Annotated in this window: 22 protein-coding genes; 9 read left to right on the forward strand and 13 right to left on the reverse strand. The window is 56.6% G+C overall.

Annotation, left to right across the window (positions count from 1 at the left end):
• Nucleotides 1-40 precede the first annotated feature (40 nt).
• From AC2FD9_RS08750 to AC2FD9_RS08765, 4 genes are all read left to right on the forward strand, one after another.
• Complete coding sequence (locus AC2FD9_RS08750; protein WP_496836470.1) at nucleotides 41-1,051, forward strand: glycosyltransferase family 2 protein; 1,011 nt, start codon at nucleotides 41-43, stop codon at nucleotides 1,049-1,051.
• Nucleotides 1,052-1,198: 147 nt separating this feature from the next.
• A complete protein-coding gene (locus AC2FD9_RS08755; protein ID WP_496836403.1) occupies nucleotides 1,199-2,185 on the forward strand; it encodes a glycosyltransferase family 2 protein in 987 nt (328 codons plus the stop codon).
• The gene (locus tag AC2FD9_RS08760; protein WP_496836405.1) at nucleotides 2,182-3,882 is read left to right on the forward strand and encodes a DUF5927 domain-containing protein; all 1,701 of its coding nucleotides are present in this window, start codon (nucleotides 2,182-2,184) and stop codon (nucleotides 3,880-3,882) included. Before AC2FD9_RS08755 ends, AC2FD9_RS08760 begins: the two co-directional genes overlap by 4 nt.
• A 6-nt stretch (nucleotides 3,883-3,888) precedes the next feature.
• Nucleotides 3,889-5,334, forward strand: coding sequence for a nodulation protein NodH (locus AC2FD9_RS08765; protein WP_496836406.1), 1,446 nt, complete (start codon nucleotides 3,889-3,891; stop codon nucleotides 5,332-5,334).
• Here AC2FD9_RS08765 and AC2FD9_RS08770 read toward each other — a convergent pair.
• The 8 genes from AC2FD9_RS08770 to hslO all read right to left on the reverse strand — a co-directional run bounded on the left by AC2FD9_RS08770 (nucleotide 5,318) and on the right by hslO (nucleotide 14,538).
• Complete coding sequence (locus AC2FD9_RS08770; protein WP_058275258.1) at nucleotides 5,318-5,836, reverse strand: L,D-transpeptidase family protein; 519 nt, start codon at nucleotides 5,834-5,836, stop codon at nucleotides 5,318-5,320. The genes AC2FD9_RS08765 and AC2FD9_RS08770 overlap by 17 nt on opposite strands.
• A gap of 57 nt (nucleotides 5,837-5,893) precedes the next feature.
• Nucleotides 5,894-6,679: an ion transporter gene (locus AC2FD9_RS08775; protein ID WP_472722519.1), complete on the reverse strand. Its 786-nt coding sequence runs from the start codon at nucleotides 6,677-6,679 to the stop codon at nucleotides 5,894-5,896.
• Between the two features lie 21 nt (nucleotides 6,680-6,700).
• The gene (locus AC2FD9_RS08780) at nucleotides 6,701-7,924 is read right to left on the reverse strand and encodes a class I SAM-dependent RNA methyltransferase (protein ID WP_496836408.1); all 1,224 of its coding nucleotides are present in this window, start codon (nucleotides 7,922-7,924) and stop codon (nucleotides 6,701-6,703) included.
• 38 nt (nucleotides 7,925-7,962) lie between these two features.
• The gene (locus AC2FD9_RS08785) at nucleotides 7,963-9,795 is read right to left on the reverse strand and encodes an ABC transporter ATP-binding protein (protein ID WP_496836410.1); all 1,833 of its coding nucleotides are present in this window, start codon (nucleotides 9,793-9,795) and stop codon (nucleotides 7,963-7,965) included.
• Nucleotides 9,792-11,630, reverse strand: coding sequence for an ABC transporter ATP-binding protein (locus tag AC2FD9_RS08790; RefSeq protein ID WP_496836412.1), 1,839 nt, complete (start codon nucleotides 11,628-11,630; stop codon nucleotides 9,792-9,794). Before AC2FD9_RS08790 ends, AC2FD9_RS08785 begins: the two co-directional genes overlap by 4 nt.
• A 190-nt stretch (nucleotides 11,631-11,820) precedes the next feature.
• Nucleotides 11,821-12,975 (reverse strand): CCA tRNA nucleotidyltransferase, encoded by a 1,155-nt coding sequence (locus tag AC2FD9_RS08795; RefSeq protein WP_496836413.1) that lies wholly within the window; start codon nucleotides 12,973-12,975, stop codon nucleotides 11,821-11,823.
• Complete coding sequence (locus AC2FD9_RS08800; protein ID WP_496836414.1) at nucleotides 12,972-13,577, reverse strand: CoA pyrophosphatase; 606 nt, start codon at nucleotides 13,575-13,577, stop codon at nucleotides 12,972-12,974. The genes AC2FD9_RS08795 and AC2FD9_RS08800 overlap by 4 nt, the downstream gene beginning before the upstream one ends.
• Nucleotides 13,561-14,538 carry an Hsp33 family molecular chaperone HslO gene (gene hslO, locus AC2FD9_RS08805; RefSeq protein ID WP_496755498.1) on the reverse strand — a complete coding sequence of 326 codons (978 nt, stop codon included), beginning with the start codon at nucleotides 14,536-14,538 and terminating at the stop codon, nucleotides 13,561-13,563. The genes AC2FD9_RS08800 and hslO overlap by 17 nt, the downstream gene beginning before the upstream one ends.
• Before the next feature lie 76 nt (nucleotides 14,539-14,614).
• On the opposite strand from hslO, the gene AC2FD9_RS08810 reads away from it, so the two are divergent.
• On the forward strand, nucleotides 14,615-15,058 hold the full coding sequence (locus AC2FD9_RS08810) for an NUDIX hydrolase (RefSeq protein WP_058275119.1): 444 nt from the start codon (nucleotides 14,615-14,617) through the stop codon (nucleotides 15,056-15,058).
• Here AC2FD9_RS08810 and AC2FD9_RS08815 read toward each other — a convergent pair.
• On the reverse strand, nucleotides 15,055-16,326 hold the full coding sequence (locus tag AC2FD9_RS08815; RefSeq protein WP_496836415.1) for a PP2C family protein-serine/threonine phosphatase: 1,272 nt from the start codon (nucleotides 16,324-16,326) through the stop codon (nucleotides 15,055-15,057). The two genes, AC2FD9_RS08810 and AC2FD9_RS08815, sit on opposite strands and share 4 nt — an antisense overlap.
• Nucleotides 16,327-16,478: 152 nt before the next feature.
• On the opposite strand from AC2FD9_RS08815, the gene AC2FD9_RS08820 reads away from it, so the two are divergent.
• Nucleotides 16,479-16,802, forward strand: coding sequence for an Hpt domain-containing protein (locus AC2FD9_RS08820; protein WP_058275121.1), 324 nt, complete (start codon nucleotides 16,479-16,481; stop codon nucleotides 16,800-16,802).
• A gap of 109 nt (nucleotides 16,803-16,911) precedes the next feature.
• On the opposite strand, the gene ilvA is transcribed toward AC2FD9_RS08820, so the two are convergent.
• Both ilvA and AC2FD9_RS08830 read right to left on the reverse strand, forming a co-directional pair.
• Nucleotides 16,912-18,138, reverse strand: a complete 1,227-nt coding sequence (gene ilvA, locus AC2FD9_RS08825; protein WP_496836418.1) for a threonine ammonia-lyase IlvA — start codon at nucleotides 18,136-18,138, stop codon at nucleotides 16,912-16,914.
• Between the two features lie 58 nt (nucleotides 18,139-18,196).
• Complete coding sequence (locus AC2FD9_RS08830) at nucleotides 18,197-18,901, reverse strand: hypothetical protein (protein WP_496836419.1); 705 nt, start codon at nucleotides 18,899-18,901, stop codon at nucleotides 18,197-18,199.
• Between the two features lie 177 nt (nucleotides 18,902-19,078).
• Here AC2FD9_RS08830 and AC2FD9_RS08835 point away from each other — a divergent pair, with 177 nt between their 5' ends.
• From AC2FD9_RS08835 to msrA, 3 genes are all read left to right on the forward strand, one after another.
• Entirely contained in the window at nucleotides 19,079-20,305 is a 1,227-nt protein-coding gene (locus AC2FD9_RS08835; protein WP_496836421.1) for an argininosuccinate synthase, read from the forward strand.
• Between the two features lie 148 nt (nucleotides 20,306-20,453).
• Nucleotides 20,454-20,735, forward strand: coding sequence for an SCP2 sterol-binding domain-containing protein (locus AC2FD9_RS08840; protein ID WP_282170595.1), 282 nt, complete (start codon nucleotides 20,454-20,456; stop codon nucleotides 20,733-20,735).
• Nucleotides 20,736-20,833: 98 nt separating this feature from the next.
• A complete protein-coding gene (gene msrA / locus AC2FD9_RS08845; RefSeq protein ID WP_496836423.1) occupies nucleotides 20,834-21,505 on the forward strand; it encodes a peptide-methionine (S)-S-oxide reductase MsrA in 672 nt (223 codons plus the stop codon).
• Here msrA and AC2FD9_RS08850 read toward each other — a convergent pair.
• The gene (locus tag AC2FD9_RS08850) at nucleotides 21,502-22,374 is read right to left on the reverse strand and encodes a ribokinase (RefSeq protein WP_496836425.1); all 873 of its coding nucleotides are present in this window, start codon (nucleotides 22,372-22,374) and stop codon (nucleotides 21,502-21,504) included. The genes msrA and AC2FD9_RS08850 overlap by 4 nt on opposite strands.
• Before the next feature lie 3 nt (nucleotides 22,375-22,377).
• Complete coding sequence (locus AC2FD9_RS08855) at nucleotides 22,378-24,633, reverse strand: NADP-dependent malic enzyme (protein ID WP_472722505.1); 2,256 nt, start codon at nucleotides 24,631-24,633, stop codon at nucleotides 22,378-22,380.
• Nucleotides 24,634-24,726 lie beyond the last annotated feature (93 nt).

The raw sequence follows: 24,726 nt of genomic DNA on the forward strand, positions 1-24,726 counted from the left end.
TACAGGGGAAGATACGCTTCCGCCCATCTCATGGGTGCAAATGTACAAGTTGCGGCTAAAACGACGGCGGTTGTTGTGGCGGTCCTTTCGCAGCCGCCATCTATTGTCCAGTCTGAGCGACCGCACGGCGAACATTAAACCCGGTGGTATCCTGGCCTTCACCACGCTGCGCAATGAAATCACCCGCCTGCCCTGGTTCCTGCGCCATTATCGCGCATTGGGGGTTGATCACTTTCTGATCGTCGACAACGACAGCGACGATGGCTCGGCGCCCTTTCTCAAGGAACAGCCGGACGTGTCACTGTGGCAGACCCGGGACAGCTATCGCACGTCGCGCTATGGGTTGGATTGGCTGACTTGGTTGCAAATGCGCTATGGGCACCACCACTGGACTCTGATGGTCGATGCGGATGAGTTGTTGATTTACCCCGATCATGACACCCGGCCCCTACCGGACCTGACGAAATGGTTAGATGATCAGGGACGTGTAGAGTTTGGCGCGCTGATGCTGGATCTTTATCCCAAAGGCCCGTTGGGGGAACAAGGCTACGATCCTGAAACCGACCCGACCGAGGTGGTGAGTTGGTTTGATGCCGCGCCCTACCGGACACAACGGCAAAGCCCGCTCGGCAACCTTTGGGTGCAGGGCGGCGCGCGCGAGCGTATGTTCTTTGCCGACGCCCCACGCCGATCCCCGACGCTTAACAAAATCCCGTTGGTCCGGTGGTCGCGGCGCTACGCCTATGTGAATTCATGCCATTCCGCATTGCCACGACATCTGAACGCCAGTTACGGAGGGCCCGGCGGCACGGCACCATCTGGTGTTTTGTTACACACCAAATTCCTGCCCGAAGTTGTGGAAAAATCAAAGATCGAGAAAGAGCGCCGGCAACACTTTCATGATCCCGAACAGTTTGCAGACTACTATGACGGCATCACGGATCGCCCGGTCATGTGGGCGCCAGAGTCCAAGCGATACACCGGTTGGAACTCATTGCAGCAACTGGGTCTGATGGGAACAATTGATTGGGAAAGCCACAACTCAAACTAACGGTTTTTAAAGTCGTTGCTTCGAAAGATGGAAAAATGGCATAAAACGGCAATTGTCCGGTACCACTCTGGCTTGTACAGCCTCCGGGCACGCTCGCGTAAATAACAAAGGTTGGGCAGTCGCGTGGGCCTATTGGATTCATACCGAATGAGATTGCGGCGCAAGCGCCGTATATTGCGTTGCCTTCGAAAGCGGCGCGATCTTAATCCCGTTTCCGTAAATGTAAATTCGATAACACGGAAAGACGTCCTGCTGGTCAGCGTCATACGGAATGAGAAAATTCGTCTGCCATATTTTCTGACCTACTACCGGCAGCTGGGCATCAACCATTTTCTGTTCGTTGACAACGCCAGCAATGACGGATCACTGGAATATCTGGCGGGTCAACCCGATGTGTCGGTCTGGCGCGCTGATGCTAGCTATAGGCGCGCGTCGTTTGGGGTGGACTGGACAAACTATCTGTTGCGCAAATATGCGCACCGCCACTGGGTTCTGACCGTCGACCCGGACGAATTCTTCATCTATCCATTCTGCGATACCCGGCCGATCCGCGCCCTGACTGACTGGCTGGATGGCTGCGCCGTGCGCAGCTTCAGTGCAATGCTGATCGACATGTATCCCGAAGGGCCGGTCGAAGACGCCATCTATTCCGAGGGGCAAAACCCGTTCGAAATCGCCAAATGGTTTGATGCAGGAAATTATACGATCACAAAGAACCCGACCTACGGAAATCTCTGGATTCAAGGCGGACCCCGCGCGCGTGTGTTCTTTAAGGACACGCCGAAAAAAGCGCCTGCGCTGAACAAGATTCCGTTGGTGAAATGGGACAAGCGCTATGTCTATGTCAGCTCGACCCATGCGCTGCTGCCACGCGGATTGAACCAGGTGTTTGATGAATGGGGTGGCGAAAAAACAAGCGGTGCGTTGTTGCACGCCAAACTCATCAGCACATTGGGCGAGAAGGCCCAGGAAGAGATGGAGCGCGGCCAGCATTACCGCAGCTCTGGGGAATATCGCGCCTATGCCGAACATTTGGCGGACATGCCCGAGTTCTGGTGCGACAAGTCCGAAGCTTATATCAATTGGCGACAACTTGAGATTTTAGGCCTCATGTCAAAAGGAAACTGGGCATGAGCAATCTGGGCATCATTATGCTGGTTCACACCGCGCTGAACCGTGCCGGGCAAGTGGCCCGCCACTGGACGTCTTCGGGGTGCCCGGTGGTGATCCATGTGGACCGCAAAGTGCCAAACAATGTCTATGCGGAATTCGTTGCCGCCTGTGCGAATGACCCGCTGATCCGGTTTTCTGACCGTCATGTCTGCAACTGGGGGGGGTGGGGCATCGTTGCCGCCTCGCAGTCTGCCGCCGCACTGATGCTTGAAACATTTCCCGATGTCCGCCATATTTTCCTGACTTCAGGATCCTGTCTTCCTTTGCGGCCAGTGGATGAACTGGTCAATTACCTCTCGGACAGGCCGCGCGTGGATTTCATCGAAAGCGCCACTACCTCTGATGTAAGTTGGACCATCGGAGGCTTGGATCAGGAACGCTTTACCCTGAGATTTCCGTTCTCGTGGCGAAAGAACCGCAAACTGTTTGACGCCTATGTGAAACTGCAACGCGCGTTGCGCATTCGACGCCACATACCCGAAGGGCTTGTACCGCATATGGGTAGCCAGTGGTGGTGTCTGACCCGCCAAACCCTGTCGGCTATATTGCAGGATCCAAAGCGCGAGACCTATGATCGGTTTTTTCGGCGCGTCTGGATACCTGACGAAAGTTACTTCCAGACGCTGGCGCGCCTGTATTCCACCCATATCGAAAGCCGGTCTCTGACACTGTCCAAGTTCGACTATCAGGGTCGTCCGCATATTTTCTATGACGATCACCTGCAGCTACTGCGCAGGTCCGATTGTTTTGTTGCCCGCAAAGCCTGGCCCAACGCGGATCGACTGTATCAGGCTTTTCTGACCGATCAGGCAGGCGCCATGAAACCCACAGAGCCCAACCCAAGCAAAATTGACCGGGTGTTTTCCAAAGCGGTCGAACGGCGCACACGTGGGCGTGACGGGTTGTACATGCAAAGCCGGTTTCCACGGCACGGCAACGAAAACGGGCTGACGTCCTCTCCGTATTCGGTTTTTCAGGGCTTTTCCGAAGTGTTCGAAGATTTTGAACCCTGGTTGAGCAACATCACTGGCGCGCGTGTCCACGGGCATCTGTTTGACCCGAAGCGCGCTGAATTCGCCGGCGGAGAAACCATCGTCAACGGCGGCCTCAGCGATTGCGCAAAGCTGCGGGATTACAACCCAACAGCTTTCCTTTCGAACCTGATATGGAACACGCGTGGCGAAAAACAGTGTTTTCAGTTCGGCCCCGCTGACACGCAAGAGATCAACTGGCTCTTGGCTCGGGACAAGAATGCGCTGATTTCCGTCATAACCGGGGCCTGGGCAATCCCGCTGTTTAGATCAAACCTGAACTTTGCCGATATCCGCGCCGAGGCCGCGCGGCTGCAGCAGATCGAAACCAAGCAATTGGAAATCCTGTCTTCTGTCTGGACCAAGGCGCGGGTTCGCAGGTGGACGTTGGCAGAATTCGTTGAATCTCCGGTCGAGCCTTTACAGACCGCGGTCGAGGATACCGGAACCACCCAAACCAGCCACCTGACCGAAGCGCCAAAAATGGTGGATCTGTCCGGGTTTGGCCAGTTCCTGCAAAACCTGAAGAACCAGGGCATGCACCCTTATCTGATGGGCGATTTCCCACCGGACGACAGCTTTACGGACCGGGTCCGGCCATATCGAAAACCCTATCTGGTGCAGTAAAGATAAATGACGCCCCAATTCGACTATTTTATCATTCTTGCAGCCATGCGGACCGGTTCCAACTTGCTAGAGGCGAACCTGAACGCCATCGAAGGAGTCACCAGCCACGGCGAGGCGTTCAATCCCCATTTCATCGGGCGCCTGAAATCCGATACTCTGCTGGGCATCTCGGTGGAAGAGCGGGATCGTGACCCTTCCACATTGCTTGAGGCAATCCGGCAGGCACCAGGTGAACTGAACGGGTTTCGCCTTTTTCAGGGACATGATCCTCGTGTGTTAGAGCCTGCTTTGACCGATCCACGTTGCGCCAAGATCATTCTGACTCGAAATCCTCTGGACAGTTTCATCTCGTTGAAGATTGCGCGCGAAACCAAGCAGTGGCAGCTGAAAAACATTAAGCGTCGTCGCGAAGCACAGGTTGAGTTCGATGCCGAAGCGTTCATGAAATACCTGAACCGGCAGCATGAATACCACCTGATGCTGTCGCAGCGTTTGCAGCAAAGCGGCCAGACCCCATTTTACATTGCCTATGAAGACCTGAACCAGGTGCACCTTCTGAATGGTCTTGCCGCCTGGTTGGGTGTGTCAGGCAGGCTGTCGGCGATCGACGAAACACTCAAACCGCAAAACCCCGAGCCGGCGCTGGCGAAAGTGACGAACCCCGATGAGATGGAGCAGGCGTTGTCACAGATCGACAGCTTTAATCTGCACAGCACTCCGAATTTTGAACCACGCCGACGTCCATTGGTGGCGAATTACGTTGCCGCACCAAAAACGCCGCTGATGTACATGCCGATCCGCGGAGGAATGGAAAGCCCGGTAACAAGGTGGATGGCCGCGCTGGACCATGTTGATGTTGAACAATTGCTGACCAATCAGAATAGAAAGCAGACGCGTCAGTGGTTTTTATCCAATCCCGGGCATCGAAAGTTCGCCGTGCTGCAACACCCATTGGCGCGCGCGCATCGGGCCTTTTGCAGACATATCCTCAACACAGGTTCCGGCGCCTATCCGAAAATCCGACACGTCCTGCGCAACCGGCTGAAGATTCCGATCCCCGGACAATTGCGTGATGGCAATTACCCGGTTGAGCAGCATTACGAGGCGTTTTCCGCTTTCCTGACATTCCTGCGCCAGAACCTTGCCCAACAGACAGCCATACGCGTGGATGCGGCATGGTGCAGTCAGTCGCAGGCCCTTGAGGGGATGGCGCCCTTCGCATTGCCCGACCTGATCCTGAGGGAGGATGAGGTCACGACAGCGCTGCCCGATCTGGCGCGCGGGATGGGGCATAGCACACCGCCCCTACCCGAACTCAGTGAACCGGATACCCCGTTCACTTTGGCTGAGATTTATGACGACAAACTGGAAACGCTGGCCGCCCAAGCGTACCAGCGTGACTATATGCAGTTCGGATTTGGGTCTTGGAAACCGATTAGGGGCGCAGAGTAATCAGCGTTCCCCGGTTTACCATTGAATAGATCTCTTCGATCTCGTCATTCTTGACAGCGATGCAACCCGCAGTCCAATCCGACGTCTTTTTGGCGCGCTTACGCTCTTTGCGACGGTTCGGTTGTCCGTGGATAAAGATATCGCCGCCCGGATCGACACCCATAGCCTTCGCTTTCGCAACATCTTCAGAATTCGGGTACGAGATCCCCAGCGACAGATGATAGCGGCTGTTGGGATTGTGCCGATCAATCAGGTAGCTGCCTTCCGGCGTACGCCCGTCACCGCGCTTTGCTTTGGTGCCGTTGGGCGCAAATCCAAGATCAACCCTGTATTCTTTCAGGATCTTATCATTGTGCAGAAGATATAGTTTCCGCGAGCCCTTGTTGATGACCAGAGAGGTCACTTCGGGTCCGTTGTAAGTTAGAATTCTGGGGTTGGCTGAGGCACAAGCCGAGAGGCTCAGCGTTGCCATTGCACCCAATCCAAATGCTCGACGATCCATGTTCACTGCCTGCTGCTCTTTTTTTCTGTATTATGCCAGAAAATGTGAAAACTGAAATCACTTTTTGATGTTTTGCTGCTCTGTCAGGCGACGTTCGATGCTTTCAAGCCGCTCCAGCACTTCGTCACGATAGGCATCGGTTTTGACTTCGTCCTCGGCATGGTGCGCGTCTTGCATCGAATTCACGATCAGACCAACCAGCAGGTTTACCACCGCAAAAGTGGTCACCATGATGAATGGCACAAAGAACAGCCAGGCGTAAGGATAGATCTCCATCACCGGGCGCACGATCCCCATGGACCAGCTTTCCAGCGTCATGATCTGGAACAGTGTGTAGGCAGACAGGCCCAGATCGCCGAACCAGTCCGGGAAGGTCTGCGAGAACAGTTTGGTTGAAATCACCGCACCGATGTAAAACAGGATCGCCATAAGAAGGAACACGCTGGCCATGCCAGGCAAGGCCGAAATAAACCCTTCGACCACGCGGCGCAGGCGTGGCGCGACCGAGATGACACGCAGAACCCGCAAAATCCGCAATGCCCGCAGCACCGACAGGCCGGACCCACCCGGTACAAGAGCGATGCCGACAATCACGAAATCAAAGACATTCCAGCCGTTGGTGAAAAACCTGCGCCCTGTAGCCAGCAGTTTAATCGCAATTTCAACAACGAAAATGGTCAGGCAAAGGCTGTCCAGTGTTACGATCAATGGACCTGCAATTTCCATAAGGGTGGGTGATGTCTCCATCCCCAGCAGCACGGCGTTGAAGATGATGACACCGGTAATGAACTTCCCGAAAGCTGGTGCTTCGATAAGGGTCAGCAGGCGTTGGGTGATCCCCATTCGGGTGGTCTCCTGTAAGTCTTAAGGGTTCAGGGTGAACCGTGCCGCAAGTTCGGTGTGTGACGACCATCGAAATTGGTCAACGACCTGTACCCATTCAAGGGTGTAGCCCGCATTAACAAGAATTTTCGCATCACGGGCAAAGGTCACAGGGTTGCAGGACACATAGGCAATCACCGGGCGCAGGGCTTGCGCCAGTTCGGCCACTTGCGCCTCGGCCCCGGCGCGTGGCGGGTCGATCACCACAGCATCAAAAGACTTTAGCTCATCCGGCATCAGCGGTCGCCGAAACAGGTCCCGTGCCTCGGTCGTTATCCGTTTGAGGCCCTGCGCCCTGCGCCACCCCTGATCCAGCGCTTGCGTCATCGCTGCTTCGCCCTCGACGGCGTGAACCTCAGCCCCCTCGGCTAGCGGCAAAGAGAATGTGCCGCTGCCAGCAAACAGGTCCACAACGCGCTTGGAACCACTCACAGCTTCGGAAACCGCCTTTAACAGAGCCTGTTCTCCGTCCTTTGTCGCCTGTAGAAACGCGCCGGGCGGCGGAACAACATTTGCCTGACCAAAACGCTGAACGGGTGGCTGGCGCATGGCAATCACTTCACTATCCCAGCTTAGCCGGGCAAGACCGTGTTTCTCGGTCGCTTGTGCCAAAGTTGACTCAAGCGGGCCGTCCAGCGGTTTGCCGCCTTTGACCGCCACATCAAGCCCGGCTTCGGACAAGGTTAGCGTCACCGCCAACACGCCTTTACGGCTGCCACCCAGAATCGCCAGTGCTTCGGCCACCGGAATGGCCGCGATCAGGGCCGGGTCGAGCAAATGGCAATCCGGGATCTCAGTGATCGTGTCTGACGCACGGCCATGGAACCCGGCCAGAGTGCCCTTTTTGGTCCGTCGTACCGCGATCGTTGCGCGACGGCGGGACCGTTCTGGCGACGTATGGATCGGGCGCATCGACGCCTCCAACCCTTGCGCGGCCAGCGCGGTACGCACCACCTCGACCTTCCAATCCGCAACAAAACCATCTGCCGCGTGCTGCAACTGGCATCCACCACAGGATTTGTAGTGACGACACGGTGCCTTGACCCGCTGGTCCGAGGGCGTCTCGACACGGATATCTGTCAGGAATTGATCCAGCAGCGTGCCGCTGACGACCTCACCCGGCAAGGTGCGCGGAGCGTAAACGGGGCCATCAGCGATGCCGTCGCCTTGATGACCAAGGCGGGTAATGGTGTAGGTTTGCGTCATGAGGGCCTGATACCGGGGCTTGGCCCGCAACAAAACCCTTATTCCGCAGCTTCGGCCTGAATGAACCCACCCGACTGGCGATGCCAGAACCGTGCATATAGCCCGCCCTGATCCAACAAGGCGTCATGGGTGCCGGTTTCAACGATACGTCCCTGGTCCAGGACAATAATCCGGTCCATCTCGCTGAGTGTGGACAGACGGTGCGCAATAGCCAGAACCGTCTTGCCTTGCATCACCCGATGCAATGCCGTCTGGATCGATGCCTCAACCTCGGAATCCAGTGCCGAGGTTGCCTCATCCAGCACCAAAATAGGCGCATCCTTCAATATGGCGCGCGCCAGAGCAATCCGCTGACGCTGACCACCACTAAGCTTCACTCCGCGCTCGCCCAGATGTGCGTCATAGCCGGTGCGGCCGTGGGCATCCTGAAGGCTGAGGATGAATTCATGCGCCTCGGCCTTTTTGGCCGCCTCGATCATTTCCCCTTCCGAGGCGTCAGGGCGGCCGTAAAGAATATTCTCCCGCGCCGACCGATTGAACATCGCGGTTTCCTGCGTGACCATGCCGATCTGACGGCGCAAGCTGTCCTGCGTTACTCCGGATACGTCCTGACCATCTATCAAGATCGTGCCCTTTTCACCGTCGTACAGGCGCAACAGCAGCGAAACCAAGGTTGATTTCCCCGCCCCCGAAGCGCCGACAATGCCCAGTTTCTCGCCGGGGTGCACGGTCATGTTCAGGCCTGATACACCGCCAACATCCCGACCGTAGGCAAAGCTGACATGGTCAAAGGTGATCTGGCCTTCGGGCACGGACAACTCCGCCGCGCCCGTTTGATCCTCAACCCGTTCACGCTTGGCCAGCGTATTCATGCCGTTCTCGATCTCGCCAACATTGGCGTAAAGACCCATGAGGGTGAAGCTGACCCAGCCAGTCATCTGGGCAATGCGGATGGAAATGGCACCTGCGGCCACAATGTCACCGGCTGTCGCAGACCCCGCTTGCCACAGCCACAGCGTTGCACCTATCAGCAAAACCGGCAGAACCCCGGCCAACAGCATCAAGATAAAGCGGAAACTGGCCGACAGGCTTCCGAACGCCAACATCTTTTCTCGCAGATCAACCATGGAATTCCGCGCGGCCTGATCTTCGAAGTCAGAGTGGGCAAACAGTTTAACGGTTTTGATATTGGTGATCGTGTCGACGACTTGCCCGGACACCATCGCGCGAGCGCCTGCCCGCGCCGCTGAGCTTTTACGGATGCGCGGCAGATACCAACGGACAAGCAAGAAATACACGACCAGCCAAGCCGCAAATGGCAGCATAACCAGCGGATGAATAGACCCTAACAAAAGTAATGAGCCCGCCAGCGAGGCCAAGGCAAACACGATCGCACTGATCGTCTCGGATACCACTGACGCCATCGCGTTGGATGTTTGCATCTGCTTCTGCGCGATCCGCCCGGCAAAATCGTCGTCGAAATATGTGACCGACTGGCCCAACGTCCACCGGTTCAGCTTGGCCAGAACCAACGGCGTGATATTGGGCATGACGATATAGTTGTTGGTCAACGACGAAAGCCCGAACAGGGCTGGCCGCAGTAGCATGAAAAACGCAACGACCCCAAGGATCATCCAGACGTTGTTGGCGGTCAGAAAGTTCTCGGGTCCGCTTGTGGTTGCTGCGTCAATGACTAGGCCCAGCATCCACGCAGTGCCCGCCTCCATCGCACCCGCAGTAGCCGAGAAAAACGCTGCGACGAAGATCATTGGCCATGCGCCAGACAGGCACCAGCGAATGAACGCCCCCAGAGTTTGCGGCGGGGGCGTTTCGATGTTCTTGAACGGATTTATGAGGTCGGCAATCCTCATTCAGCGGCCTCCGGGTTCAGGAAGCCCCCAGATTGCCGTGCCCAGAACTGGGCGTAAAGCCCACCTTGCGCCAGCAGTTCCGAATGCCCGCCCTGTTCAACGATCCGACCACTATCCATGACCAGAATACGGTCCATCTGCGCGATGGTGCTCAGCCGGTGGGCGATGGCGATCACGGTTTTTCCTTGCATCATACCGTAGAGAGTTTCCTGAATTGACGCTTCGACCTCGGAATCTAGAGCGGATGTCGCCTCGTCCAACAGCAAAATGGGTGCGTCCTTCAGGATCACCCGCGCCAGCGTCACGCGCTGCCGCTGACCGCCGGACAGTTTCACACCCCGCTCGCCCACATGCGCATCATACCCCGTGCGCCCTTCTGGGTCTTGCAGATCAAGGATGAACTCATGCGCCTCAGCCTGTTTGGCGGCGGCGATCATCTGTTCTTCAGTGGCATCGGGGCGACCATAGAGGATGTTGTCACGCACCGACCGATGCAACAGGGCGCTGTCCTGCTGAACCATACCGATATGGCTGCGCAAACTGTCCTGCGTGACCCTGGAAATGTCCTGATCGTCAATCAGGATCGCGCCCTGTTCAACGTCGTAAAACCGCAAAAGCAACTTAACTAGGGTCGATTTTCCAGCACCAGACCGCCCGATCAAACCAATCTTTTCGCCCGGATTGAGGGTCAGATTGATGTGATCCAGCCCGCCGGTCTTGCGACCGTAATGGTGTGACAAATCACGGATGTCGATCTGGCCCTTGCTCAGCTGCAAGGGCTTGGCATCCGGCACGTCCAACAGGTCAACGGGCTGGGCAATGGTCTGCATGCCCTCGGCCACGACACCAAGCTGGCGAAAGAAGCTGGTCAGCGCCCACATGATCCATCCGGTCATCGCATTCAGTCGCAGGGTCAAAGCAGTCGCCGCCGCAACGACACCCACAGATGCACTCCCTTGCATCCAAAGGGAAATGGCCCAACCAACCACGCCAACAATCAGCAAACCGTTCAGAGCGACCAGTACCGCATCCATTATGGTGAAAATCCGCATTTCGACCTGAAAGGTACGACGCGTTTCTTCAATGGCTTCGCGGGCATAGTCCAACTCTTGTTCGTTATGGGCGAACATCTTGACCGAATGGATGTTGGTATAGCTGTCCACCACCCGACCCGTCACAGCCGAGCGCGCATCGGACGCAGCCTGCGAAGCCGGACCGACCCTTTTCACCGTCCAGCGCACCAGAATGGCGTAAAGCGCAAACCAGATCAGCAGCGGCAGCAATAACCGCGGATCAGCTGCCATCAACAGGATCGCAGCGCCAATCAGATAGGCTATCGAAAATGAGATGGCGTCAAACACCTGAAACACGGCCTCGCCTGCGGCAGGCGGCGTTTGCATGATCCGATTGGCAATGCGACCGGCAAAATCATTCTCGAACCAACCGACGGATTGGCGCAGAACGTGTTTGTGGGCACGCCAGCGGATCAGGGTGCCAAAGTTCGGTAGGATCGTGTTGTTTAACAACAGCACATCCACGACATGCAGCATCGGGCGCAGCAGCAGCACAAACGCCGCGACCAGGATAAACTCGGTGCCGTGGTTCTGCCAGACCTCGGCCGGAGGGCCCGACAGCAGGTCAACCACCCGGCCCATGTAGTAAATCAGGCCAACTTCAACTGCCGCAACAACGACAGAGATTAAACCAGCCCAGAAGAACACCCGCATGAACGGTTGCGAGTAATCCAGCATGAATGGCCACAACCGCGTCGGCGGCGTGTCGGTTTCCTTGTAGGCAACAAAAGGGTCAACGAGGTTTTCGAAATAGCGAAACATGGAGAGTGCTCCGGTTGAGCAAAAAGTAAGTCATGCGAAGAAAGATGGCGCCAGAACACCACCCCTACGGGTCAACGTGTTCCAGCCTTAGCTGTCCCAGATCCCGTAATACATTCGCATCCCTCCATTCATTTGACAGGGGCAAATAATCATAAACTCTTTTACTTGTCATCCCCTTTTGAGACTTCCTTTATCCGCCAAGCAGATCTTCGCGGCCCAGTGTGAACCCCGAGGCGATCCACTTCGCCTCAAGATCGGCCAGTTTCTTGCCCAGCGCAGGACCGGTGAACTCGGGGATCAGATCGGTTGCCTTAATCGGGAAGGTCGCGCCCGCACCAACGTGGAGATCGTGCTTTATCGAGTCTAACCAGGGTTGTTCCAGAAAGGCACACCGCAATAGTGCTTCATGAAGCCCGTCTGTTTCACCGTACCGAAATCCCAATTCGGCAAAGCTGGCCGGGCTGGACGCCTCATCCCGCATTCGGGTCAGGCGCTGCAATTGCGCGCGGCTCAGGCGCAGGGTTTTTGCGACTTCCGGCGGCGCAATCGCAGCTAGTCGCCGCACCGGTTCCGGATCAGCGCCTGCCTGTTGTTCCAATGCAATCAACGGGGCCAATGCACGATCATCAGCACCCGGCAATAGCTGCACCAGTACTCCGGCGCTGCGCATTGCGGCGACGGACGGCGCGGGGTCTGGTGCGCCCAGAAGCTTCAAAAGCTCAGCACCCACGCGTTCGTGGGACAAGCCGGCCAGACCGTCCAGGTTGGACGCAATGGCGGCCAGAGCGTCGGGATCGAACCCTGCCTCGACATCGCCATACCAGGCGTGAAACCGGAAATAGCGCAGCGAACGCAGATAATCCTCGCGAATGCGGTTCGCGGCAGTGCCGATAAATCGGACGCGGCGCGCTTGCAGGTCTGGCAAACCGTTCAGAGGGTCCAAGATTGTCCCGTCGGGCCGTGCATATATCGCGTTCATCGTGAAATCGCGACGTGCGGCATCCTCTTCGACCTTGCCCGAAAAGGCGACGACGGCGCGACGGCCATCCGTTTCAACATCACGGCGAAAGGTAGTGATCTCATGCGGGATACCCTGACTAACCACGGTGATTGTGCCGTGATCAATCCCTGTGGGTATGGCCTTAAGTCCTGCTTTCTGCGCCAGCTCTACCACTGTGTCGGGCTGCGCATTTGTGGCGATGTCGATATCCGATACCGGAGCGCCTAACAGCGCGTTACGTACACATCCACCCACAAACAAGGCTTGGTATCCGGCATCGGTCAGGACAGCACAAACCCGTTGCGTTGCAGGTTCCGTCACCCAGTCTTCTGAAATTTGCGTCATTCGTTGATCCGTGATGCCAATCCCCGCAGAATTCGGGCTGTTGCGCCCCAGATGTAATAAGGGCCGAATGGTACCGTGAAGTAATACCGCCTTTGTCCGCGCCAGCGGCGCGATTCAACGATATAATTCGCAGGGTTGAGCACATGTGCAAGTGGAACTGAAAACACCTCGGCCACTTCGCCCGGCTCAGGCACGGGTTGGAAAGGTTTCCGCAGGATCGCCACCACAGGTGTGATGGTGAATGAGGTCACTGTTTCATGCGTCGGTAGGTGGCCAAGAATTTCCGGCATTTCCTGCGGCAGTCCGATCTCTTCGCGCGCCTCACGCAATGCAGTGGCAGTCACGTCCGCATCGCCGTTATCCTGCTTACCACCTGGGAACGCTATCTGCCCCGGGTGATGCTTAAGCGCCGAGGATCGCTTGGTCAAAATCAAGCGCGGGGCACCATCTGCTACTGAAATCGGAACCAAAACACCGGCAGGGCGCAGTTTGCGACCCTCAGGTAGGGCAAAATCGGGATTCAGGTCAAAATCACTGGACCCGTTGCCGGGGCGACGCAAGGCCGCCCGCAGCTGATCAGTTGGATCAGGCGTTGTCAGCATCAAATCCGACCGTAGTAGGATCCAGCACGTAATGTGCACCGCAGAACTGACAATCAGCCGTCACGTCGCCTTCGGGCGTGGTCATCTTTTCGATGTCCTTGGCCGAATAGATCGACAGGCTCTGACGAACACGGTCTTCTGAACAGGTACAGCCGAATTGCACTGACTGCGCATCGTATACCCGCGGCTGTTCCTCATGAAACAGCCGGACCAACAGATCCGTGGGTGCAATCGACGGACCGATCAGTTCCAAATCGTCGACCGTATCCAGCAGGATGTTGACGCGGCCCCAGTTTTCACCTTCTTCACCATCGACAAGGTCATCCGCTGTCAGGATGTTTCCGTCGCCCTCGCTGGATGCCACGAAGGGCGAAGCCTTAGGCATGTGCTGCAGCATGACACCACCGGCGCGCCAATGTTCGCCAACGCCGGGTTCGGTCGATTTGCCAAAGCTCAGCGAAAACCGGGTCGGTAACTGTTCCGACTGGGCGAAATACGCCTCGGCACAGGCACTCAGCGACCCACCGGCCAAGGGGGTGATCCCCTGATACGGCTGGGTCCCCTCACCCTGATCGATCATGATGGCAAAATACCCCTCACCCACTTGATCGAACGGCGCACCATCGGTCAGACGGTCGCGGTCAAAGCTGGCATAGGCGCGAATGCGGGCCGGCTCCCCCTCTTGCTGAGGCGCATAATAGTCGGTCGCAATCATGCGCACCGGACCTTTAGACTGAACCTGCAGGGACAGCTTCCAGCGCAGCGCTACTGTCTGGCCGATCAATGCGGTCAGCAGGGCCATCTCGGCCACCAGTGCCTCGACCTTTTCTGGATAGTCATGCTGGCTTAGGATGCCATCAAGCACACCATCCAGACGGGCCACGCGGCCGCGCATATCCGATACATCAAGTTGAAATGGCAGGACGGTGTCGTCCCACGCGATTTTTGTTCCAAGAGACATGGGGTTTCCTTACACGCCACAGGTTGGCATACCGCCAGCATATAGGTCGAACTATTCGGGTTTTAAGGGGCCATACATGATCAGACGGTTTGGTGAAACCCCTCAGGCCGGGCGAACATATACACGCCGGGTGGGTGTTTATGCGTTGCTGCCCCGAGGCCGCAGCCTTTTGCTGACCTGTCAGACAGAACCCGGACCCGATCTACAATTGCCCGGCGGCGGAATTGATCCGGGCGAATCACCCATCACTGCCCTGCACCGAGAAGTGTTCGAGGAAACCGGCTGGTTGATCGCGTCGCCCCGCCGCATCGGCGCTTTTCGTCGGTTCACTTATATGCCCGAATACGATTTGTGGGCCGAAAAGCTGTGCCATATCTATCGCGCGCGTCCCATCCAGCGCATGGGTCCACCGTCTGAGCCGTTCCATGAAGCCATATGGATGGACACCGCCGATGCGGTCCAATTGCTGGGCAATGACGGAGATCGCCACTTTGCCGGGCTGCATGAACAGCGGCTTTAGTGTCCATTGTATTCAAAGAAAACAGCCGAAACATCATCATCCATACCTCGGCCAGGTGCCATCGCTTGCGTCAGCCGCCAGAACATATCGTCCAGGAATTCCGTTCCGATCCGATCCGGCCCGCAATCCAACGCCATCTGCCGCAAGCCATCCTCGTCCAGTAGGCCACCGTCGGCGAGACTGCATTCTGTGAACCCATCGGAATACAGCAATAGCCTGTCGCCGGGTTGCATGTAGAACTCGGTCCGCTGAAACGTGACGTCCGGCAGCAATCCAATAGGCAACCCGCCCTCGCCCAGAAATTCCGTTCTGCCGTCCTGACATAACAACAGCGGATGAGGGTGCCCGGCCTGCACCATTTTCACATGCCCATTGCGCAAGTCTGCGATGGCATAGACCATCGTGAAATACTCTTCGATTCCCGTATCCGCCATCAGCCGCGAGTTCAGGGTTTCGGCAACTTCTTCCGGTGGCAGCAGAGCGTAAAACTTGTCGAACCTCCGTGCCATCGCTACGTTCTGATCAAAATGATTGCTGGACAGATAGCCCCCCAAACGCGCGGTCATCATCGCAGACGTGATGCCATGCCCGGACACATCGATACTGTAAAACCCAAGCCTGTTCACACCCGGAGAGAACATCCCCACCAGATCGCCGCCGATATGGCCGCAGGGTTTCAGCAGCATGCTGACCCGGGACTTGCCGAAATCGCGCGTCAGATCGGGTACTAGCGATTCCTGTATCTTGCGTGCCTGGATCAGGTCCTTGTCGATCGCGTCATGGGCGACGCGCAGTTCTTCAAGCGCGGTTTCGATCATCTGATTTTTCTTGGACAATTCACGCTGCATATCCAGAATACGCGCACCAGCTGATATACGCGCTCGCAGCTCATCTGCCTCAAGCGGTTTGATCAGAAAATCATCCGCACCGGCATCGAGACCACGCGCCACCTCTTGCTTTTCGCTTTTGGAGGTCAGAAGGATAAAATAGCTGTATTGCTTGTTGTCCAAGGCACGGAACGCCTTGCAGAAATCCAGCCCGCTCATCCCCGGCATAACCCAATCGCTGAGGACAAGATCCGGCGCGTCCGCCCCGCACATTTCAATCGCAACGTCGCCGCTATCGGCCTCAAGCACGTCGAAGCCCCATTTTTTGAGCGAGGCGACCAGAATACGGCGCTGCAGGCGGCTGTCATCGACGACAAGCACCTTTTGGATCACACCAAAATCCAGATCTGATCCACTGTCTGCCTGACTGACCCTTGTCACCTTAACCCTCTGCCCAGCGGCGCTTATCGGAATGGGAAGACTCTATCGCGCCGCAGCTTAACAATGGGTGAAAGCCGAAATTCATCCCGCTTAACCTGCTCTTTACCGGTTCCGTGGTACCAAATCCCCGGGGCAGATAAAGCGAGGATGGTATGATCAACTGGTCCAGGGTCCGGCAACTAAGGGACGAGGTTGGCGCCAATGAGTTTGATGAAGTGGTGCAGATCTTCCTTGACGAGGTGAACGAAGCCCTTACCCGGCTTCGGAACGACACCGCCCGCACAGAGTTTGAACAAAACCTGCATTTCGTAAAAGGTAGCGCGCTGAGCCTTGGATTCGAGGCTGTGGCCAAGCTGTGTCAGGACGGGGAACGACAATCGGCACAAGGGGACAGCAAGGCGGTCGACTTTGCCAATATCCTCAGCATTTTTGAACGCTCAACCGCCGAATTTAAGGCGGGGCTCGGCAGTCTTTAGCGAATGTCAGCGTGGCTTCTTCCTGTTCGCGACGCTACATTTCCCGGCAATTCCAGAAATCGAAATGAGAATTGAACAGGCCGGAGAGACACACAAATTGATCGTGGCTTCAAATCACGAACTGCGCCAGCGTTTCGTCTTCGGTGATGTCTGTATAGGTAAAACCCGCATCATCAAGATGCGCAAACAGGCGCACAAAATTTTCAGGCTTTCGCGTTTCGATACCGATCAGCACAGACCCGAAATTGCGCGCCGACTTTTTCATGTATTCAAAGCGGGCAATATCGTCTTCGGGGCCCAGGATGCCCAGAAACTCTTTTAGTGCACCCGGACGTTGTGGCAGGCGGAGGATGAAGTATTTTTTGACGCCCGAATACCTCTGCGCCCGTTCCTTAACCTCGGGCAAGCGTTCGAAATCGAAATTGCCGCCCGAGGTGACGCACACCACGGTCTTACCCCGGATAAAGCTTTGCACGTCGCCCACAGCCTCAACCGCCAGGGCCCCCGCTGGTTCCAGCACGATGCCCTCGACGTTCAGCATTTCGATCATGGTGGTACAGATGCGATCTTCGGACAGAACCAAAACGTCGGACAAATGGCGAGATTTCAACAGCTCAAACGGCTTTTCACCGATCCGACCTACTGCCGCACCGTCGACAAATGTATCTACGTGATCCAGAGCCACCGGATGGCCCGCCGCCAAAGCCGCGCGCAGACAAGCGCCACCCGCCGGCTCCACGAACAGACAATGCGTCCGATCCCCGAACCATGTGGCCACGCCAGACGACATGCCACCACCACCCACTGGCAAGATGACATGATCGGGAACCTGTCCAAGCTGTTCCTCAATCTCAACCGCTAAGGACGCCTGACCTTCGATCACGTCCTCATCATCAAAGGGCGACAGAAAGTACCCACCTTGCTGGGCGCACCAGTCTTGCGCAGCAGCCAGGGTGTCGTCGAAATAATCTCCGGTCAGGTGGATCTCGATATTGTCGCCGCCGAAAATCCGGGTCTTCTGGATTTTCTGCTGCGGCGTGGTCACAGGCATGAAAATGACACCGCGTACGTTCAGATGTTTGCACATATAGGCAACACCCTGCGCATGATTGCCCGCACTGGCGCAGACGAACAGATCCTGCCCTTGCTGGTTGCGCATGGCATTGAACGCGCCGCGGATCTTATAAGACCGCACCGGGCTGAGATCCTCACGCTTAAGCCAGATATCGGCGCCATAGCGGTCGGACAGATGGGCATTCCGTTGCAACGGCGTTGCCGGAAAAACAGAACGCATCACCTGTTCGGCGGCGCGGGCGCGGGTCATGAAATCGGTCATGAACGTTTCAGTGCCGCATCACCGCCGAAAGGGCAAGGAGTACATATGTGTACGCGAGTCAGGCGAGTTCGCGCTTTTCGACACAAAGACCGTACATGGTTGTCAGAACGCTCAGGCTTACCATTGCGATCATCCAATTTACGATGGCCTGAAGCGCATACCCTAATAGTGCCGAGAAGACCCCTAAGAACCCTGCAACAAAACCAATAGCAAAACCAAACGCGCCCAAAATCGGGAAAACGATAAGAATTGCTGTCGCAATAGGCCGCGTAGCACGCCACGAGTCATCAAATCTGATCGGCTTTCCCACAGCGCTTGCGGGAAGAACCAGGCTCAGACGCTGAGTGACCCAAATAGTAAAAATCAGCCCGACACCCAATAGAACGCCGCCAAACAATGACAGCGATCCTGCTATAAAACCGCCGGCGGCGTAAACAACGGCGAACAATAGGGCTACCATACCTAAGAGGATCAACCCTAACAAAAGACCCCACCCGAAATACCCTAAAATGCGTGAAACATTAAAATCCGGGATTGTCTTTTCTGGATACTCTTCCAGCAGGCAGTAGCGATGCCAAGAAACAGCAACCCATATGGTGGCAATGTAACTCAGAAGCCCAAGCAGCAAGACACCCTCGAACTGACCCTGTCCTCCGGTGACGTATTCCGACCCTTTTACGATGAAAAGCACAACCCCGAACAGGGAAACCGCTATTAACGGGGACGACACTCGCAACGCAGTACCAAAATCATTAAAAATCATGTTAAGCGCGTGCTTAAAAATTCTCCAACCCAACATCCGAAAACTGCCCTCTCAACCAATCCTTGTTTTATAGACGAACGTTTCACCTCAATTCCGGCGCCGGGTCAACGCAGATAACTTGCCCCCGCTCACAAAACCCGTTAGGGGCCAATCGTCTTATGAATAAGGGGAAGTCAGATGTCCGCGCCCAAGAAAGTTGTTCTGGCCTATTCCGGTGGCCTTGATACTTCGATCATCCTGAAATGGCTGCAGACCGAGTATGGTTGTGAGGTCGTAACCTTCACTGCCGATCTGGGTCAGGGTGAGGAACTTGAGCCAGCGCGCCAAAAGGCCGAGATGCTGGGAATCAAGCCCGAGAATATCTTTATTGAGGATGTCCGCGAGGAATTCGTCCGCGATTTTGTCTTCCCCATGTTCCGCGCCAATGCGCAGTATGAGGGCCTGTATCTGCTGGGCACTTCGATCGCGCGCCCGCTGATTTCGAAACGTCTGGTTGAGATTGCCAAAGCAACCGGTGCCGACGCGGTTGCCCACGGCGCAACCGGCAAGGGCAATGATCAGGTGCGGTTCGAACTCGCGGCTTACGCGCTGAACCCCGATATCAAGGTAATCGCGCCCTGGCGCGAATGGGACCTGACCAGCCGGACCAAGCTGCTGGAATTTGCCGAAGCAAACCAGATCCCGATTGCCAAGGACAAGCGCGGCGAGGCACCCTTTTCGGTCGATGCCAACCTGCTGCACACCTCGTCCGAGGGTAAGGTTCTGGAAGACCCCGCCGATATGGCGCCCGACTATGTCTATCAGCGCACGGTTCACCCCGAGGATGCGCCGAACGAGCCTGAATTCATCGAGATTGGTTTCGAAAAAGGCGACGCGGTCAGCATCAATGGCGAAGCGATGAGCCCCGCGACCATCCTGACCAGGCTGAACGAATATGGCGGCAAACACGGTATTGGCCGTCTCGATCTGGTCGAGGGTCGCTTTGTCGGAATGAAATCGCGTGGCATCTATGAAACACCGGGCGGCACCGTCCTGCTGGAAGCGCACCGTGGTATCGAGTCGATCACTATGGACCGTGGCGCGATGCACCTGAAAGACCAGTTGATGCCGCAATATGCGGAAGCAATCTATAACGGCTTCTGGTACTCACCCGAACGCGAAATGCTGCAAGCTGCGATCGACAAGTCGCAGGAACACGTCACCGGCACCGTCCGCGTGAAACTGTACAAAGGTCTGGCATCGACCGTTGGCCGCTGGTCGGATCACTCGCTGTATTCAGAGGAACACGTGACCTTTGAAGACGATGCCGGGGCATATGATCAGAAAGACGCAGCCGGATTTATCCAGTTGAACGCCCTGCGTCTGAAATTGCTGGCCGCGCGCGAAAAGCGTCTGTCCAAGTAAGTCGCGCCATTGTTGGATAATGAACCCAGTGTCCAAGAGGGCGCCGGGTTTTTCTTTGTCTTCGCTAACCAGACAGTTCCAGTAGCGTCACCCTTGCCTGTTTCGTCCCTTTTTCTTTACGCAAGGGTCAACAGGGAAAGGGTAGACCATGCTTCAGGACATCGCCGACGGGATTCAAAAAGGTCTGAAAGACAAGACGTTTGACGGCTCTCTCAAGTTCGATTGCGGTGATGACGGGGTGATCGTGCTGATCGACAATCAGGCGACGACGCAAGATCAGGATGCAGACTGCACAATACGAATTTCACAGGAAAACCTGACCAAACTGCTGACCGGCAAGCTGAACCCAATGACCGGCGTAGCATTGGGCAAGCTCAAGATCTCGGGCAATATGGGTGTGGCGATGAAACTTGGACAGTTGCTGGGGTAAGCGCCGATAAACTCGTCTCACCAGCGCGTGACAAACCATGTCAGCGGATTGCAACGGCAGAAAAGTAGGGGCAGCCTGATCTCAGAAGGAGATCTGCCATGACCCGGACCACATACCTCTGTTTCGTTAAACCGTCGCTTCTGTTTGTCCTGATCACACTGGCCGCGATGTTGCGCGCCCTGCCCGCGCCAGCTGCCGGCACTGAAACCCTGACCGTAGCCGGAGGGTGTTTCTGGTGCGTTGAATCCGATTTTGAATCGGTTCCCGGCGTGATTGGCGCCGTATCCGGCTTTACCGGCGGTAAGACAGCCAATCCGACTTATGACCAAGTGACGAAAGGTGGCACCGGACATTACGAGGCTGTTCAGATCACCTTCGACTCTTCGCGGGTTTCCCGTGAAACGCTGCTGAGCATGTTCTTCCGTTCCGTTGATCCAACCGATGCAGGCGGCCAGTTCTGTGATCGCGGCAACAGCTATAGCACTGCTGTTTTTGTCTCTAACACAGGCGAAAAAGCGTTGGCGCAGAAAGCCAAAGCCAATGCGCAGCAAGCGCTGGGTCAAACCGTAGTCACGCCCATCTTAAACGCGGGCACCTTTTACCCGGCCGAAGCTTACCATCAGGATTACTACAAGGGCGACAAGCTGGTGCTCACCCGCTTTGGACCGAAACGCCAGAAAAACGCATACAAAGCCTACCGCAAAGCCTGCGGTCGGGATGCGCGCGTCAAACAGCTCTGGGGTAGCAACGCACCATTCGCCGGGTCCTAACCGAACCGGGCTTCCAGCACCTCTTTGAGGTCGGGAATAACATCCGCCGTGCCGTGCCGCGTGACCATCAGGGCCGCGGCACGATTTGCTTGTGCAATCGCCTGCGGCATCGGCAACCCGCGGTCCATTCCGGCCAGAACGTATCCGGTAAAGGTATCCCCTGCGCCGGTCGTGTCCACGGCTTTTACTTTGTGTGCCGAAATCTCAAGTGCCTCACCATCCTTGGGTAGGTAGCGCGCGCCTTTAGACCCCAACGTGACCAGTACATGCTTAACGGGCAATTCAGCGACGGATTGGCCCGTACTTTCGTGCAGCTGTTCTGCCTCGACCTCATTCAGGATCAGGAAGTCCAGATAAGGCAGCACCGCCTGTACGGCATCAGCCTGAAACGGCGCGGCGGCATAGCAGACGGTCAGTCCAAGATCACGGCCCATACGCGCGGCTTCGACCTGCGCGTTGGTCTCGTTCTGCATAACCAGCAGATCACCGGGAACAGCCTGCGATAAGGCCTGTCCCAGCTGATCCTGTTCGATGGCGTGGTTCGCGCCGGGATACAGAATGATCTGGTTCTCACCCAGCTCGTCCACCGCAATGATCGCGTGACCTGTAGGCACGTCGACCTCGGTAATGAACCGGGTGTCGACGCCATATTCGGTCATGCGATCCAGGGCCCAGCGCCCGTCCGGCCCAATGCCACCGATATGCGCCACACGCGATCCGGCACGCGCCGCTGCAACGGACATGTTGGCCCCTTTGCCACCCAGAAACCGCTCCAAGTTCGAAGCGGCCAGGGTTTCACCGGCAGTGGGCAGATGCGGCAGGGCATAGACCATGTCCGCATTGATCGAGCCTAGGTTCCAGATCGTCACGGTTTATCCAATATCGCAAGAGGCCAGAATGGCCATGTTCAGAATGTCATTTGCTGTCGAGCCAGTCGAACAGATCTGAATCGGCTTATCGACACCGGTCAGGATCGGGCCAATGACGTTCGCGCCGCCCATCTCTTGCATCAGCTTGGTCGAGATCGAGGCCGAATGCCGTGCGGGTACAATCAAGATATTGGCTGGGCCCGTCAGACGCGAGAAGGGATAAGCCTCTTGCTGTTCCACGTTCAGCGCCACATCCACGGTCATCTCGCCATCATATTCAAAATCGACGCCGCGCTTATCCAGAATCTCGGGCGCTACGTGCATTTTCTCAGCCCGCTCAGATACCGGATAGCCGAAGGTGGAAAAGCTGACAAAGGCAACGCGTGGGTCCAGCCCCAAATGCCGCGCGACCGAGGCCGAGCGTTCGGCGATATTGGCCAGATCATGCTCATCCGGCCATTCATGGACCAGCGTGTCACCAATCAAAACGATCTTACCCTTGTGCAACAGCGCCGTCACACCAACGGCCCCATGTTCGGCATCAGCGTCAAACACATGATTGATGCGTTCCAGCACATGTGCCGATTTCCGCGTTGCACCGGTGACCATGCCGTCGGCGTGACCATGCGCCAACATCAGGCAAGAGAACACATGGCGATCCCGCGCGGCCAGACGATGGATATCCTTGCGATCAAAACCACTGCGCTGCAGACGCTTGTAAAGGAAATCCTTATAGGCTTCGAGATGCGTGGTTGTGGAGGCGTTAATCACCTCCAGCTCGCGCACTGCGTCCTCCAGACCGGCGGCTTCCAGCTTTTCCTTCACATCGTCTGGACGACCAACAACCAGCGCCTTGCCAAAGCCCGATCGCTGATACATCACCGCCGCGCGCAAGACGCGTGGATCGTCGCCTTCGGCAAAGATCATCCGGCTTTGCGCCTGACGTGCACGGGCGTTCAGGCCGCGCAGGATGCTGGCGGTCGGGTCCATGCGGGATTTCAGGCTCAGCTCATACGCGTCCATGTCGATGATCGGGCGGCGGGCTGCCCCAGTGTCCATCCCGGCCCTTGCCACGGCAGGTGGAATACGGTGGATCAGGCGCGGGTCAAACGGCGTCGGAATAATGTAGTCCCGGCCAAAGGTCAGAGATTTGCCATAGGCCATGGCAACCTCATCCGGCACATCCTCGCGCGCCAGATTGGCCAGTGCATGGGCGCAAGCGATCTTCATCTCGTCATTGATAGCGCGGGCGTGAATGTCCAGCGCGCCGCGAAACAGGTAAGGGAAACCCAGAACGTTGTTCACCTGGTTCGGGTAATCGCTGCGCCCGGTGGCGACGATGGCATCAACACGAACCTCATGCGCCTCTTCTGGCGTAATCTCCGGGTCCGGGTTCGCCATGGCGAAAATCACCGGGTTGTCTGCCATGCTGGCAACCATATCCTGCGTCACTGCCCCTTTGACCGACACACCAAGGAATACGTCCGCGCCCTTCATCGCCTCTTCCAATGTGCGCAACTCGGTGGTGATCGCGTGGGCCGATTTCCACTGGTTCATGCCCTCGGTCCGGCCCTGATAGATCACGCCCTTGGTGTCGCAGACGATGCAGTTCTCGTGTTTTGCGCCCATCGACTTGAGCAGCTCGATACAGGCGATACCCGCCGCACCCGCGCCGTTCAGGACGATTTTCACGTCTTCGATCTTTTTGCCCGAGATACGCAGCGCGTTCAGCAGGCCCGCCGCACAGATCACCGCCGTGCCGTGTTGGTCGTCGTGGAAGACGGGGATGTCCATCTCTTCCTTCAGGCGCTGCTCGATGATGAAACACTCGGGCGCCTTGATGTCTTCCAGGTTGATACCGCCAAAGGTCGGTCCCATCAGACGCACAGCGCGGCAGAATTCGTCCGGGTCTTCGGTATCCAGTTCGATATCGATCGAGTTCACATCAGCGAACCGTTTGAACAGGACTGATTTCCCCTCCATCACCGGCTTCGAACCCAGCGCGCCAAGATTTCCAAGGCCCAGAACCGCCGTGCCGTTCGAGATCACCGCAACCAGATTGCCCTTGTTGGTGTAGTCGTAAGCAGTCTCTGGGTTTTCGGCGATAGCTTCACATGGAACAGCGACACCGGGGCTATAAGCCAGCGACAGATCGCGCTGCGTCGTCATGGGAACGGTGGCCTGAACCTCCCACTTGCCGGGTGTCGGGTCGAGGTGAAAGGCCAGCGCCTCTTCTTTGGTGATCTTCGCTTTGGGCATGTGATGGGTCGTTTCTTTACATCTGCGGGACTTTTGCCTCATAGCGCAGGCAGGCGCGCGCCTCAACGAGAATACTTTTCACCTTTCGTCGAG

The sequence above is a fragment of the Ruegeria sp. YTSC230 genome (genome assembly GCF_059609665.1).

Bases quoted from the DNA above. Each gene is read 5' to 3' on its own strand.
- AC2FD9_RS08795 (WP_496836413.1), bottom strand. From the start codon at position 12,975: ATGACGCAAATTTCAGAAGACTGGGTGACGGAACCTGCAACGCAACGG.
- AC2FD9_RS08785 (WP_496836410.1), bottom strand. From the start codon at position 9,795: ATGAGGATTGCCGACCTCATAAATCCGTTCAAGAACATCGAAACGCCC.
- ilvA (WP_496836418.1), bottom strand. From the start codon at position 18,138: ATGACCGATTTCATGACCCGCGCCCGCGCCGCCGAACAGGTGATGCGT.
- AC2FD9_RS08820 (WP_058275121.1), top strand. From the start codon at position 16,479: ATGATCAACTGGTCCAGGGTCCGGCAACTAAGGGACGAGGTTGGCGCC.
- AC2FD9_RS08770 (WP_058275258.1), bottom strand. From the start codon at position 5,836: ATGGATCGTCGAGCATTTGGATTGGGTGCAATGGCAACGCTGAGCCTC.
- AC2FD9_RS08755 (WP_496836403.1), top strand. From the start codon at position 1,199: ATGAGATTGCGGCGCAAGCGCCGTATATTGCGTTGCCTTCGAAAGCGG.
- AC2FD9_RS08760 (WP_496836405.1), top strand. From the start codon at position 2,182: ATGAGCAATCTGGGCATCATTATGCTGGTTCACACCGCGCTGAACCGT.
- AC2FD9_RS08855 (WP_472722505.1), bottom strand. From the start codon at position 24,633: ATGCCCAAAGCGAAGATCACCAAAGAAGAGGCGCTGGCCTTTCACCTC.
- hslO (WP_496755498.1), bottom strand. From the start codon at position 14,538: ATGTCTCTTGGAACAAAAATCGCGTGGGACGACACCGTCCTGCCATTT.
- AC2FD9_RS08810 (WP_058275119.1), top strand. From the start codon at position 14,615: ATGATCAGACGGTTTGGTGAAACCCCTCAGGCCGGGCGAACATATACA.
- AC2FD9_RS08775 (WP_472722519.1), bottom strand. From the start codon at position 6,679: ATGGGGATCACCCAACGCCTGCTGACCCTTATCGAAGCACCAGCTTTC.
- AC2FD9_RS08780 (WP_496836408.1), bottom strand. From the start codon at position 7,924: ATGACGCAAACCTACACCATTACCCGCCTTGGTCATCAAGGCGACGGC.
- AC2FD9_RS08840 (WP_282170595.1), top strand. From the start codon at position 20,454: ATGCTTCAGGACATCGCCGACGGGATTCAAAAAGGTCTGAAAGACAAG.
- msrA (WP_496836423.1), top strand. From the start codon at position 20,834: ATGACCCGGACCACATACCTCTGTTTCGTTAAACCGTCGCTTCTGTTT.
- AC2FD9_RS08765 (WP_496836406.1), top strand. From the start codon at position 3,889: ATGACGCCCCAATTCGACTATTTTATCATTCTTGCAGCCATGCGGACC.
- AC2FD9_RS08800 (WP_496836414.1), bottom strand. From the start codon at position 13,577: ATGCTGACAACGCCTGATCCAACTGATCAGCTGCGGGCGGCCTTGCGT.
- AC2FD9_RS08830 (WP_496836419.1), bottom strand. From the start codon at position 18,901: ATGATTTTTAATGATTTTGGTACTGCGTTGCGAGTGTCGTCCCCGTTA.
- AC2FD9_RS08835 (WP_496836421.1), top strand. From the start codon at position 19,079: ATGTCCGCGCCCAAGAAAGTTGTTCTGGCCTATTCCGGTGGCCTTGAT.
- AC2FD9_RS08790 (WP_496836412.1), bottom strand. From the start codon at position 11,630: ATGTTTCGCTATTTCGAAAACCTCGTTGACCCTTTTGTTGCCTACAAG.
- AC2FD9_RS08750 (WP_496836470.1), top strand. From the start codon at position 41: ATGTACAAGTTGCGGCTAAAACGACGGCGGTTGTTGTGGCGGTCCTTT.